This is a genomic window from Staphylococcus sp. GDH8C109P (genome assembly GCF_017893405.1).
In the GTDB taxonomy this organism is placed as follows: Bacteria; Bacillota; Bacilli; order Staphylococcales; family Staphylococcaceae; genus Staphylococcus; species Staphylococcus cohnii.
Genome location: NZ_JAESMX010000019.1, coordinates 127,313 through 140,911 on the forward strand (window position 1 = coordinate 127,313; position 13,599 = coordinate 140,911).

Genomic DNA, 13,599 nt, shown 5'->3' on the forward strand with positions numbered 1-13,599 from the left:
AAAAAAGAATCCCTGTTATTTGTTATTGTAACACTAATTCATAAAATTTTGGGCATGAGAATGATTCTCATGCCATATTCTTTTTTTCTATCTGTTATATAGTGCGTGATGAAGATTCTCAGCGACTTTTTGAGGTAAACCAGAAGATTTTAAATCTTCGATACTTGCTTCTTTCATTTTCTTTATGGAACCAAAAGTTCGTAATAGTTTTGTTTTGCGTTTAGAACCAATACCATCTACGGTATCTAAAACTGATTGTAAACCGGATTTCTGACGTGTCTGTCTATGGAACGTAATTGCAAATCTATGAACTTCGTCTTGTATTCTTTGAAGTAAATAAAACGCTTGGCTATTTTTTTTCAAAGGTACAATCTCTGCACTTTCACCATACAGTATCTCTGAGGTTTGGTGTTTATCATTTTTACGTAGCCCAGCAACTGGTATATCCAAACCCAATTCGTTTACAAGCACATCGATTACTCCATTCATATGACCTTTACCACCATCGACGATGATTAAGTCTGGTAATGGCGTACCTTCGTTTAAAACACGTGTATAACGTCTACGCACAACTTCTCTCATCGATTTATAGTCATCTGGGCCATCCACCGTTTTAATTTTATATTTACGGTATCCTTTTTTATTAGGTTTGCCATCAACAAATGAAACCATAGCTGAAACAGGGTGCACACCTTGAATGTTTGAATTGTCAAAAGCTTCAATACGAATAGGCGTTTGAATCCCCATATGATCTCCTAATTCCTCAATCGCCTTCACGGTACGTGATTCATCTTTAGCAATGAGTTCAAATTTATTCTCTAGCGTAACTTCAGCATTATGATTCGCTAAATCAATCATTTCTTTTTTCTTACCTTTAATAGGTTGGACTATTTTCGTATCAACTACCGATTGAATGATGTCTTTGTTTAAATTTTTAGGAATATGGACTTCTTTAGGAAGTATGTGCTGATTTAAATCATAAAATTGACCTATAAAAGTATAAAATTCTTCTTCTTCTGTTTGTTGCAATGGAATCATTGTTGCATCTCGCTTAATCATATTCCCTTGTCTAATGAAAAATACTTGAACACACATCCAACCTTTTGACACACTATATCCAAAAACATCTCTTATAGTATTATCCGAAGTTGTAATTTTTTGTTTTTTAGTTAAATTGTGAATATGTTGTATTAAATCTCGATACTCTTTTGCTCTTTCAAAATCTAGTGCTTCACTCGCTTCATTCATTTTTTGTTCTAAATTATTCAATATTGTTTTATCTTCGCCATTTAAAAAGTCAGTAATTTCTTTGGTCATTTCAGCATATTTATTTAAATCTACTGGGTAAACACAAGGACCTAAACATTGGCCAATATGGTAATACAGACACAATTTATCGGGCATTTTATCACACTTTCTAAATGGATAAATTCTATCTAATAACTTTTTTGTCTCTTGTGCTGAATATGCATTAGGATAAGGCCCAAAATATTTTCCTGTTCCTTTTTTAACTGTGCGTGTCACAATTAACCGAGGATATTTTTCTTTAGTGATCTTAATAAAAGGGTAACTTTTATCATCTTTCAACAAAATGTTATATCTCGGTTGATATTGTTTAATCAAATTAAGTTCGAGCAACAATGATTCTGTTTCACTCGAAGTTACAATATATTCGAAGTTTCTAATTTCTGAAACGAGCCGTGTCGTTTTTGCATCATGTGCACCTGTAAAATAAGACCTTAATCTATTTCTTAATTTTTTAGCCTTGCCGACATAAATAATTTGATCATTTCGATCTTTCATTAAATAGCAACCCGGTTCAGTAGGAACGACAGTTAATTTTTGTTTAATATCTTCTTGGTATTTTTCCACATTAGTCCCCCCTTTCTTGTAAGAATATACTATTAAAATAAGAAATATCATTTGCATCACAGTTGTATAACACTGAATGTTTATGTGCAAATATAAAATTGCAATTCTAATATTCATTATAGATTATACATTATCATTAAACCAAAGTATTCGTTTGAAGATGAAATATGTGGCAAGTAAAAAATTTTAAATATTATATATAAAGCGCCTTAATCTATAAGCGCTGGTGAATCAAAATATTTTAAACACTGAAACTTTTTCGTAAACTTAATTTAGAGGTTAAACAACACAGAATAATATAGAGTATAGAGATACAGTCAATTTTAGTTATGAAGATAAGGTGAGTTCGCATTTTTATACCAATGCTCTAAATAATCAGAATGTAAACCTAGCTCTATAAAAATCATAAAAGCTACGATTTCAGCCAAACTGACAAAAAACACAGAAAAAACCTGAGACAATCATTGATGTCCCAGGTCGTTTCGTTGTGCTTTTATAAGTGTTTCTCAATTACTTCTGCTAAGTTTTCTTTAGGTTGGAAACCTACAACTTTATCGACAGGTTCACCATCTTTAAATAAAATTAAAGTTGGGATACTCATTACTTCAAATTTAGCAGCTGTTGATGGATTTTCATCTACATCAAGTTTTAAAATATTAGCTTTTCCATCATAATCACCAGCTAATTCTTCTAATACTGGAGCAATCATCTTACAAGGGCCACACCATGTTGCCCAAAAATCTACTAAATTGACACCTGATTGAATATTTTCATCAAAGTTTGAATCTGTTACTTTTACGATTGCCATAACTGCCAATCCTCCTTAAATTTCAAATGATGAAGAAATTATAACAGACTTTGTACAAATCTGCATACCTCTTGCTCACATTTATTTCAATTCTGCTACGGTCACGCCAAATCCGCCTTCACTTGGCATGCCGTTCCTATATGATGACACATTTTTATGTTGTTTTAAATGTTTTTGCACACCTTTTTGCAATGCACCTGTACCTTTACCATGAATAATATATACTTGTTCATAATTACTTAATACAGCTTGGTCTAAATATTGATCAACCGCAACCATAGCTTCATCATAGCGGTAGCCACGTAAATCAAGTTCCATTTTAATACTTTGACGATTTTCACGTTTTACCATTTTAGAAGGTGCTTCTTTCGTCTTTTGTGTTTTTTCTAAATCACTGGTTGGTAATTTCATTTTAATGATACCCATTTGAACAACTGCTTCATTATCATCTAATAATTCTAATATTTCACCTTTTTGCCCATAAGTCAGAACTTTTACTTCATCGCCAACCTTAATCTCATCCCATTTTTTCTTTTCAACATTTTGCTTTATTGACTTAGCTTCATATTGATCATCCAACTGTTTCTTTTTATTGATAAGCTCATGTTCTTTTACATCAGCACCTTTTTTATCTCTAAGTTCGCGTAATTCTTTAATGATCTCATCTGCTTCTTGGGTAGCGGCTTTCACGCGTTGATTGGCTTTTTCTTTGGCTTCACTCATTAATTGCTTCTCTTGATTACGATATTTATCGTACTCTTTTTCAAGTTCATCATGTGTTTCTTGAGCTTCTCTTAATAAACTATCTAATTCAATTCTCTGTTCGTCTACACGTTTAGAATTTTTTTCTAATGAAGCAATCATTTCATTTATTTCTTGCTCATCCTGTCCTATCATTGCTTTCGCATTTTGAATCACTTTCATATTGAGTCCTAATTTTTTTGAAATATCGAAAGCATTAGAACGTCCCGGTACACCCATGAGCAATTTATATGTTGGGCTTAATGTATTAACATCAAACTCTACACTAGCATTCATCACACCTGGTCTATTGTAACTATATGCTTTAAGTTCAGGGTAATGCGTTGTCGCCATTACTAATGAACCTATTTCATGAACATGATCTAAGATACTCATCGCTAAAGCTGCGCCTTCGCTTGGATCTGTCCCAGCACCGAGTTCATCAAATAGAATTAAACTATTTTTAGTTGTATGGTGTAAGATTTCAACAATATTTTTCATGTGTGATGAAAAAGTTGAAAGTGATTGTTCAATAGATTGCTCATCTCCGATATCACAATAAACATTTTCAAAAATGCTTAATTTACTACCGTCTAAAGTAGGAATCAACATCCCTGATTGTGCCATTAATATAACAAGTCCGAGGGTTTTTAGCGTTACAGTTTTTCCCCCTGTATTAGGACCAGTGATAATCACAGTTTCAATATCGTCTGCAAATTCAATCGTATTCGCTACAACGCTATCACTATCTAACAAAGGATGAAATGCCTTGGGTAAATAAACAGTTCGATTGCTAGTAAACTCAGGTTTCGTACCTTTGATTGAACGTGCATAACGTGCTTTAGCGGTTAAAAAGTCAATTTGCCCCATAATATTTTCTGAAATTAAACAAGCGTCCGCTTCAGCTGCTACATAACCCGTTAACTCAGTTAAAATACGTTCACGTTCAGCCGCTTCATCATTTCGTAGACGACTAATTTGATTATTCATTTCAACGATAGACGAAGGTTCAATGTAAAGTGTTTGCCCAGAAGCTGATTGATCATGAACGATGCCATTAAAATCTTGACGGTATTCTGCTTTTACGGGAATAACATTGCGTTCATTGCGCACTGTTATAATAGCATCTGACAACTTTTTCTGGTTAGCTTGACGCTTAACAATTTTGTCCAAGTTTTGTTTTATTCGTTGCGTCGTACCAGAAATTTTACTCCGGATACCTTGTAATTCGTAACTAGCGTTATCGAACAAGTCATTAGCATCACATTTTTGATGGATATTTTGATACAACTCTGAAAGCACAGGTAATTGTTCCATCCGATCGTGAAGAATAGCATAATTCACTACTTCTTCTTCTTCTAATAAATTATTATAAAATGTCTTATATTGATTTTGAATTTGAATTAAACGTTTAATTGCATTAAGTTCTTTAACACTTAATACACCACCGATTGTCGCCCTATGAATCAGTGATGAAATCTTAGATAATCCACTCAAACTGGGTAAACGATGCTTATTATATATTTGAGCAATTTCATCCGTTTCATTCATTTGAAATTCGACAGTTTGAAAATCAGTTGCTGGTACCATTTCAACAACTTTCTCTCTACCTAAGTCACTCATGGTTTCTTTTTCAACAAGTGCTTTTATTTTATCGAATTCTAAGACATTTAATGATTTTTGTCTCATATAATCCCTCTATTTCTTCAATTTTATATTATTTTCAATAAATGTTTTAAAGGACGCTCTATCCATTGTATTAATAACGCTTTCTTTTTTTACAAAACCTTTTTGTGCAGTAGCTATACCATATTTCATAAATTCTAAGTGATCTACGTGATGCGCATCAGTATTAATCGTTAGTTTAACATTAGGATGTTTTTTAACGATATCTGCATTTAAGTCCAAGCGTTTAGGATTCGCATTGATTTCTAAAATAGTATTTGTTTCTTCTGCGATTTCACATAATTTATCAATATCAGGTTCATAACCTGTACGTTTACCTATGATACGTCCTGTTGGATGTGCAATATGTCGGACATAAGGATTACGACATGCTTGTTCTAGTCGATACATAATATCTTCTTGAGATTGGTTAAAACTTTGATGTATCGCTGCGATGACATAATCTAACTGTGCTAATATTTCATCATCATAGTCTAAACGGCCATCAGGTAAAATGTCCATTTCAATGCCTGAATATATATCAATGTCATCATATTTTTCGTTTAACGCTTTAATTTCTTCATTTTGTCGCAACAACCGTTCAACAGAAAGCCCATTGGCGACTTTTAAGCTTTGAGAATGATCTGTAATAACCATAAACTCATAACCTTTTGCGATATTTGCTTCAATCATATCTTCAATACTAAAAGCACCATCACTATATGTTGTATGCATGTGAATATCACCATTGATATCATTGATATTGATAATATCTGTTAAATCTTTGTCAAATTCGCTACCATCTTCACGTAGTGCAGGTTCAATCCAATTCACCCCAAAGTGATTATAAATCTCTTGTTCACTGTTATATTGGATTAGTTCGCCATTCGCTTTTTCTATACCATACTCACTAACCTTTTCGTTGCTTTCCTTTGCCAATTGACGGATTCGAATATTATGATCTTTTGAACCTGTAAAGTGCTGTAGTGTATGGTAAAAAGCAGATGGTTCGATTAATCTAAAATCTACGCCAATGGTTTCATCATCATATGTTAACTCTAATGACACTTTTGTTGCTCCAACTGCCACTTCTTTAACCTTATTAGGAATTTTTAATAAAGCTTTTTGAACTTCTAAAGGTTGATTCGTGCTTATAATATAATCTAAGTCTTTACTCATTTCTTTATAGCGTCGGAAACTACCTGCAACTTCATATTTTTCTATCGTCTCAATCGATGACAAATAATCACTAATTTCTATATTTAGTCCTCTCATTTGATCAATTGGATAACGCTCTTTTTTCGCGCCTAATGCTTTTACTGCTTCAAGAATATTCTTTTCAGTTTTCTTAGCGAATCCACTTAGTTCACTTACTTTTCCTTCTTCACATGCTTTTTGCAATGCTTCTTTTCCATCAATATTAAGCGCTTTATATAATTTCGCTATTTTTTTGCTACCAAGGCCTTGTATTTTAAGTAAAGAAATTAACCCTTCTGGCACCTCTTCTTGTAATGTTGCTAAAGTCTTAGAATTACCTGTTTCTCTATACTCATTGATTACGTCTCCTACGCCCTTACCAATTCCTTTTAATTCTGTAACATCTTCGATTTGGTCTAAAGGCCGTTCATCTATTTCTAAGCTTTGAGCCGCTTTTCTATAAGCTGAAATTTTGAAAGTGTTTTCGCCTTTTATTTCCATATAAACCGCAATTTTTTCTAATAATTGAATAATTTCTTTTTTAGTCATTTATTTCACTCCATAGAAAAAGGTCAAGACAGCAAAACCAAACCATTTTGGTATTTTAGTTATGCCTTGACCCCCTAGTTTTTTAAATCTATAAATTTCATATCAATATCTTTATAGTTGCGTGATAAACATTGTGATAAATGGAATATGTAATAATATATGTTCTGTTATAATCGAATGAGAAAGTTGTTGTTGTATCGTCGCATTAGGATAAATCGCACAACTATATAACAAAATAGCATTGATGATTAACGATGGAAAAACACTTAAAATTACACCACATAACCTGCTCGTAATATTTGGTAACTTTTGTTTAAGCGTATAATCAAATATAACAATAATGCCATAACATATTACTTTTGTAATCAGAGCAATCGTTACAAAGGCGACAATATGCTCAAAACGTTGTTGTAAATTATCAAATTGAAATGCAAAATTCATGTCGTAAGCACGTGTCTTTGGATATGGTACAAATAGCTCCAAGCGTTGTGCTATTTGTAAATAATATTGTTGAGACATCCACAAAGAAAAAATGGTTGCACTTAAATGTATAGCTGATAACCACACGCCTCTTCTAAATCCAATAATGCCAATATATATAAAGATGACAGCTATCACTATATCAACAATCATTAATCTTCACTGTGTTTCAATTGATTTATTTCTTGTCTTAAACGATCATTCTCTTCTTCCACTTGTACTTTTTCATGCATGATATTAACTGCAGTAAGAATGGCTTTTCTAGTTGTGTCTAAACCCGCACTTTTACTTGCTAACTCTTTGAGTCTCTCATCTACCAAATGTGCTACATAACGGATATGCTCAGGATTATCTTCTCCGACGATTGTATAATGTTGATCATTTATAGTTACGTTAATCCGATTTTTAAACTCACCCATATAATAACTCCTGACTTTTGTATTTTATTTCTAATCTAAATGTTTTTACTTTATTTATATTTATATGTTGGTAATTTATAATATTTATTACGAACTATTATACACGACAAGATATTTTTTTGTAAGAGGTGGGAATTGTTCTATTTGAAATATTTAATGATTATAAAACAATTGTTTAATTCACATTCATTAAAGTCATATTGCTAGTTATATCATAAATAGCTTACTTATTTAAATTTATGATATGATATGCATTGTTAAATTTTAAAATACGTTATACGAACAAAGAGAGGTCACTAAATGACTAATATAGTACATAAATTAACAAATTCAGAGATTCAACAATTAATGACTAAAATCAATTTTGATACAACTAATCTTTCACAAGGTATGAAAGCACGTACAAAGCATCGCAATACTGCGATTACGATATATAATTCTAATAAAGTAATGTTTCAGGGTAAAGATGCTGAAGCTGTAGCAAACGCTTTATTACCTAATAAATCAGTTTCACCCAAAAATAATACAAAACATGGTAGTACCAAACAAACTAATCAGCACATCTCCTACAACCAATACCAATGTATCGGCAGTGACGAAGCAGGTAGCGGTGATTACTTTGGACCACTAACAGTTTGTGCAGCTTATGTATCAAAAAAACACGCTCAAATCTTAAAAACACTTGGCGTAGACGACTCTAAAAGACTTACTGATCCTAAAATTATAGAAATTGCTGAACAAATTATCACTTTCATTCCACATTCATTATTAACAATGCATAATGAAAAATACAACGAGAAACAAAAAGCCGGTTGGTCTCAAGTTAAAATGAAAGCAGTTTTGCATAACGAAGCAATTAAAAATGTCGTTGCAAAAATTGACACAGACGAACTTGATTATATCGTTATTGATCAATTTGCTGAACCTGGCGTATATAAAAGATATGCACTTAGCGAACTGCCGTTTGAAAATAAGACAAAATTTGAAACGAAAGGTGAATCAAAATCCATAGCAATTGCTGCTGCTAGTATTATTTCACGTTATGTCTTTGTGAAAAATATGGATCAACTTTCAAAGTACGCTAAAGTTGAGTTACCTAAAGGCGCCAGTAATAAAGTGGATTTGGCCGCTGCAAAAATCATTGATAAAAAAGGTGTCCATTATTTAGATACCATGACCAAAAAACATTTTGCTAACAGAACAAAAGCCTTAAATTTAATAAATAAAAAGCATCAATAATCACTTCCTTGTAAATCATACCATTACTAATGCAAAATAAAGCCTTGAATCATCGCCACAAGCGACATAGATTCAAGGCTTTATTTATATATACTATCTAATCGTTGCACCTTCTGCTTGTAAAGCTTCTAAAATACGATCATGTACTTCATTTACTTTATCATCAGTAAGTGTTTGTTTTGTATCTAAGTATGATAAACGCAGTGCAATTGATTTTTCATCTTCTGCCACATGTTCACCTTCATAAACATCAAATACTTCTGTTTTTTGTAAAATGTCGCCACCGTTATTTTTAATCACATTAACGATTTGCGCTGATGGCGTTGCACGATTAATGACTAGTGCTATATCTCTTGATACACCAGGGAATCTTGGTATTGGTTGATAATTAATGTAACCTACTGAAACTGACATCAACTTATCGTAATTAAGTTCAAATACATAAGTTCGTTTTAAATCATAATCATTTTCAGTTTGCGGATGTAATTCCCCTACGAATCCAACAATTTCATTATTTAATTTAACCAATGCAGTTCTACCAGGGTGTAATCCAGTTATTTCACCAGCTTCATATTCAAATTGAATGTCTAAAATTTCTGCAATACGTTCTACGATACCTTTTGCTACAAAGAAATCAATTACTTCCTTTTTACTTTGCCAAGTATTAACAGCATAATCTCCTGTTAGTATACCACTTAAATATTCTACTTCGTCGGGTAATTGATCTTCCCCATTGCCGAAGAATACACGGCCTAATTCATATAGCGCAACATGATGATTGCTTCGAGCTACATTATAAGACACACCATCAATGAGATGAGGAATCAAACTCTGTCTCAAAGTAGCATGTGCTTCACTCATAGGCATCAACAATGATATCGTTGAGCGATCTTGCAATGCAAAATCAGTTGCACGTGCTTTATCTACAAGTGAATAATTAATCGCTTGGCTTAAACCGGCACCTTCTAATGTCGCTTTTACTATTCTTGTTTTTGCTTGTCTATCATTTAATGTACCCGGTGTTACATGTTCAAACACAGGTAGCGTTGAAGGAATTTCATCATAACCGTATATTCGAGCAATTTCTTCGATTAAATCTTCCTTGATTGTAATATCTTTACGACGAGACGGAACCATTACTGTTAATGTATTACCTTCCCGTGTTGTTTCAAAGCCTAGTTGCACAAAAATCGCTTCAATTTCTGCTCTCGATAAATCAAAACCAATCGTTTTGTTCACTTTTTCAACAGTAATTTCAATTGGAGTAACAAATTGGCCAAGGTCGCCTTCAGCTACACGATCTTTAACCACCGTTCCACTCGCATATTGTTGTAACAAGTAACAAGCTCTATCTACAGCTTCATCTACAAATTCTGTCGCAATACCCTTTTCAAATCGACTTGAAGCTTCACTACGCAAATTTAAACGTCGGGATGTGTGTCTAATTGAAACTGGGTCAAAAATTGCACCTTCGATGATGACATTTGTGGTATTTTCAGTCACCTCTGAGAAATCACCGCCCATAACACCAGCAATTGCAATAGGACTATCACCATTAGTAATAACAATATCACTTTCTTTTAATGTTCTCTCTTGATCATCTAGTGTTGTCATTTTTTCTTCTGCTTTGGCTTGGCGCACTTCTATTTGATTAGAGCCAATGTGGTCTTTATCAAACATATGCAGTGGTTGACCATATTCTAATAATACATAATTTGAAATATCTACAACATTATTGATTGGTCGTATACCTGCTTTAATCAATCTCATTTGCATCCATTCTGGTGATGGTTGAATTTGAACATTTTTTACTATTCTAGCACTGTAGTATGGTACCTTGTCTTGGTTTTGAACATTAATACTTAATTCATCAGTGGCTTGTTCGTTCGTTGTCTCGCTTTGTGTTTCTGGTTTTTTTAATGGCATATTATAAAGTGCAGCTGTTTCGTAAGCTGTACCTATCATACTTAACGCATCTGCTCTATTTGGTGTTAAATCAAATTCCATAACTTGGTCATTTAAATATAAAGCCGTAAGCGCATCTGTTCCAGGTTTGACATCTGAGGTAAATACATATATGCCCTCTTCAAATTGTTTAGGAACAAGATTTGAGGAAATACCAATTTCTTGTAATGAACAAATCATGCCTTCTGAACGTTCACCTCGTAATTTTGCTCTTTTGATTTTTATTCCACCGGGTAAACGTCCACCTACAGTTGCCACAATGACACTCTGACCTGCATCTACATTAGGTGCACCACAAACAATTTGCACTGGTGCTTCTTCACCTATATCAACCTGACATAAACTTAGTTTATCAGCATCTGGATGCGGTGCTTTAGATTGAATATGTCCAACTACTAAATTTTTAATGTCTTTTGTGTAATCAATAATATCATCTACTTCAATACCTGTACGTGTAATTTTTTCTGCTAGAACATTAACAGGTTGATTAATTTCTACAAATGTTTCTAACCATTCTTTTGAAATAAACATTATAACTCACCTCTATCTTCTACTGCTTTAAATTGGTCTAAGAAACGCACATCATTCGTATAGAAATGACGTATATCTTCAATACCATACTTGAGCATCGCAATTCTATCTGGTCCCATACCAAAAGCAAATCCTGTATATTTCGTTGCATCAAATCCAGCCATTTCTAGTACATTCGGGTGAACCATACCAGCTCCTAAAATCTCTATCCAACCTGTTTGTTTACAGACATTGCATCCTTCACCACCACATTTAAAACAAGAAACATCAACTTCTACAGATGGTTCAGTAAATGGGAAGTAGCTTGGACGAAGACGAATTTCTCTGTCTTCTCCAAATAATTGTTTAGCTAACAACTCTAATGTCCCTTTCAAATCACTCATTTGAATATTTTCGTCTACAACTAACCCTTCAATTTGCGTAAATTGATGACTGTGTGTTGCATCGTCAGAATCACGTCTATAAACTTTACCAGGACATAATATTTTCACTGGTCCTTGACCATTACGCTGTTCCATTGTTCTCGCTTGAACTGGTGACGTATGTGTACGCATTAAAATATCTTCTGTAATATAAAAGCTATCTTGCATATCTCTCGCTGGGTGAGATTTTGGTAAATTTAATGCCTCAAAATTGTAGTAGTCTTTTTCAACTTCATATCCATCAACAATTTCATAGCCCAATCCTAAAAATAAATCTTCAATTTCTTCAATCGTTCTTGTTAAAGGATGCTTAGCACCTATTGAAATTTTACGGCTAGGCAACGTTACATCAATTTTTTCTTCTTTTAACTGTTGTTCTAATTTTGCATTTGCTAAAACCTCTCGACGAGATTCAATCTCACCTTCGATCGTTTGTCTCACTTCATTTACTTTTTGGCCATATGCTGGTTTCTCTTCGTTTGATAATTCTTTCATATGTTTCATCAAACCAGTCACTGAACCTTTTTTACCTAGATATTTGACTTTGACATCTTGTAACTCTTTTTCATTTTGAGCTTCATTTATATCAACTAATGCTTGTTGTTTAATCTCAGACATTGCCTCTGTTTGTGCCATACTTTTCCTCCTATTTAAGATCTGTATTTTCAAATAAACAATAAATGCATACAAAAAAGCTTTCATCCCTTGAAACTGGGACGAAAGCTTTCCGTGGTACCACCCAAATTTATGCGCACGCATACACTTGTAATCTTTGATAACGGAAATGATTTCCGACTTAAATTTCTTTAAGTAACCAAAAAGATGAAAAAAACCAATCACAGCGGATTATCTTTCAGTCTATGAATAATCTCCCTTGAACAACTGTCTCAATTAGTTTACGTCTTTTTATAGGTTATTATTTTTCATTGATATTAGTATTATATACGAAGTTCATTCAAAGGGTCAACCTTTGAGGTGATACAACAGTATGCTACCAGCTATGGCAACATTTAAACTTTCGGCTTGCCCATATATGGGAATGTTTAAATTCTGAGTCGTTTGTGTTAATAAATTAGGGTTGACACCTTCTCCCTCATTTCCCAGGAGCAGTGCAAAATTTTCTTGATGTTCCATTTGATTATAAGGAATAGCGTTCTCTAACGCTGTGCCATAAACATTTCCACTAAAACCATCTATAAATTCACTTAAATCTCTAGTGATAATAGGAATATGAAAAACACTACCTTGACTTGCACGTAGTACTTTATCTTGATAAGGATCTGCGGTTCCTTTTTCTAACACAATTAAATCAATACCTGCCGCATCGGCAGTACGTATTAATGTACCCATATTGCCAGGATCTTGGATACGATCTAACAATAGTACTTGCTGGTATGCGCGGTCCTCATAATGTACTTTTTCTATAATCGCAAAGAATCCCTGTGGTGTCACCGTACCAGACAACGACTCCGCAACTTTTATATTTATTTCATATACTTCTTCTGCATCATTCACTAATTGCTCATCTAGTCTATCGATATCAATAGCGAATAATTGTAATATTTTTATATTACTCTTATATGCTTCATCTATTAAGTGTACACCTTCAATAAGTACATGACCTGTTTTATCTCTTTCACGTTTCTTTTTTAATTTATTTGCACTTTTAATTTTATTATTTTGTGCAGAAGTTATCATTTCCATAATATAG

The 13,599-nt window shown here is 33.2% G+C and carries 10 protein-coding genes; 1 reads left to right on the forward strand and 9 read right to left on the reverse strand.

What is annotated here, in order from left to right; translation table 11 throughout:
- Positions 1-87: 87 nt before the first annotated feature.
- From uvrC to zapA, 6 genes are all read right to left on the reverse strand, one after another.
- Positions 88-1,923 carry an excinuclease ABC subunit UvrC gene (uvrC, locus tag KA867_RS10240; RefSeq protein ID WP_457315162.1) on the reverse strand — a complete coding sequence of 612 codons (1,836 nt, stop codon included), beginning with the start codon at positions 1,921-1,923 and terminating at the stop codon, positions 88-90.
- Positions 1,924-2,365: 442 nt separating this feature from the next.
- Positions 2,366-2,680 carry a thioredoxin gene (trxA, locus tag KA867_RS10245; protein ID WP_019469293.1) on the reverse strand — a complete coding sequence of 105 codons (315 nt, stop codon included), beginning with the start codon at positions 2,678-2,680 and terminating at the stop codon, positions 2,366-2,368.
- A gap of 81 nt (positions 2,681-2,761) precedes the next feature.
- Complete coding sequence (locus KA867_RS10250) at positions 2,762-5,110, reverse strand: endonuclease MutS2 (RefSeq protein ID WP_210137932.1); 2,349 nt, start codon at positions 5,108-5,110, stop codon at positions 2,762-2,764.
- Between the two features lie 9 nt (positions 5,111-5,119).
- Complete coding sequence (gene polX, locus KA867_RS10255; protein ID WP_210137933.1) at positions 5,120-6,832, reverse strand: DNA polymerase/3'-5' exonuclease PolX; 1,713 nt, start codon at positions 6,830-6,832, stop codon at positions 5,120-5,122.
- Positions 6,833-6,943: 111 nt separating this feature from the next.
- Entirely contained in the window at positions 6,944-7,465 is a 522-nt protein-coding gene (locus KA867_RS10260; RefSeq protein ID WP_210137934.1) for a CvpA family protein, read from the reverse strand.
- Positions 7,465-7,731, reverse strand: coding sequence for a cell division protein ZapA (zapA, locus tag KA867_RS10265; RefSeq protein WP_019469289.1), 267 nt, complete (start codon positions 7,729-7,731; stop codon positions 7,465-7,467). The genes KA867_RS10260 and zapA overlap by 1 nt, the downstream gene beginning before the upstream one ends.
- Positions 7,732-8,031: 300 nt before the next feature.
- Between zapA and rnhC the strand changes: the two genes are divergently transcribed.
- Complete coding sequence (gene rnhC / locus KA867_RS10270) at positions 8,032-8,970, forward strand: ribonuclease HIII (protein WP_210137935.1); 939 nt, start codon at positions 8,032-8,034, stop codon at positions 8,968-8,970.
- Between the two features lie 93 nt (positions 8,971-9,063).
- On the opposite strand, the gene pheT is transcribed toward rnhC, so the two are convergent.
- From pheT to KA867_RS10285, 3 genes are all read right to left on the reverse strand, one after another.
- On the reverse strand, positions 9,064-11,466 hold the full coding sequence (gene pheT, locus KA867_RS10275; protein WP_210137936.1) for a phenylalanine--tRNA ligase subunit beta: 2,403 nt from the start codon (positions 11,464-11,466) through the stop codon (positions 9,064-9,066).
- On the reverse strand, positions 11,466-12,524 hold the full coding sequence (pheS, locus tag KA867_RS10280; protein ID WP_107386411.1) for a phenylalanine--tRNA ligase subunit alpha: 1,059 nt from the start codon (positions 12,522-12,524) through the stop codon (positions 11,466-11,468). The genes pheT and pheS overlap by 1 nt, the downstream gene beginning before the upstream one ends.
- A 327-nt stretch (positions 12,525-12,851) precedes the next feature.
- A complete protein-coding gene (locus KA867_RS10285; protein WP_210137937.1) occupies positions 12,852-13,592 on the reverse strand; it encodes a TrmH family RNA methyltransferase in 741 nt (246 codons plus the stop codon).
- Positions 13,593-13,599 lie beyond the last annotated feature (7 nt).

Bases quoted from the DNA above. Each gene is read 5' to 3' on its own strand.
- KA867_RS10260 (WP_210137934.1), bottom strand. From the start codon at position 7,465: ATGATTGTTGATATAGTGATAGCTGTCATCTTTATATATATTGGCATT.
- rnhC (WP_210137935.1), top strand. From the start codon at position 8,032: ATGACTAATATAGTACATAAATTAACAAATTCAGAGATTCAACAATTA.
- trxA (WP_019469293.1), bottom strand. From the start codon at position 2,680: ATGGCAATCGTAAAAGTAACAGATTCAAACTTTGATGAAAATATTCAA.
- polX (WP_210137933.1), bottom strand. From the start codon at position 6,832: ATGACTAAAAAAGAAATTATTCAATTATTAGAAAAAATTGCGGTTTAT.
- zapA (WP_019469289.1), bottom strand. From the start codon at position 7,731: ATGGGTGAGTTTAAAAATCGGATTAACGTAACTATAAATGATCAACAT.
- pheT (WP_210137936.1), bottom strand. From the start codon at position 11,466: ATGTTTATTTCAAAAGAATGGTTAGAAACATTTGTAGAAATTAATCAA.
- KA867_RS10285 (WP_210137937.1), bottom strand. From the start codon at position 13,592: ATGGAAATGATAACTTCTGCACAAAATAATAAAATTAAAAGTGCAAAT.
- pheS (WP_107386411.1), bottom strand. From the start codon at position 12,524: ATGGCACAAACAGAGGCAATGTCTGAGATTAAACAACAAGCATTAGTT.
- KA867_RS10250 (WP_210137932.1), bottom strand. From the start codon at position 5,110: ATGAGACAAAAATCATTAAATGTCTTAGAATTCGATAAAATAAAAGCA.
- uvrC (WP_457315162.1), bottom strand. From the start codon at position 1,923: ATGATATTTCTTATTTTAATAGTATATTCTTACAAGAAAGGGGGGACT.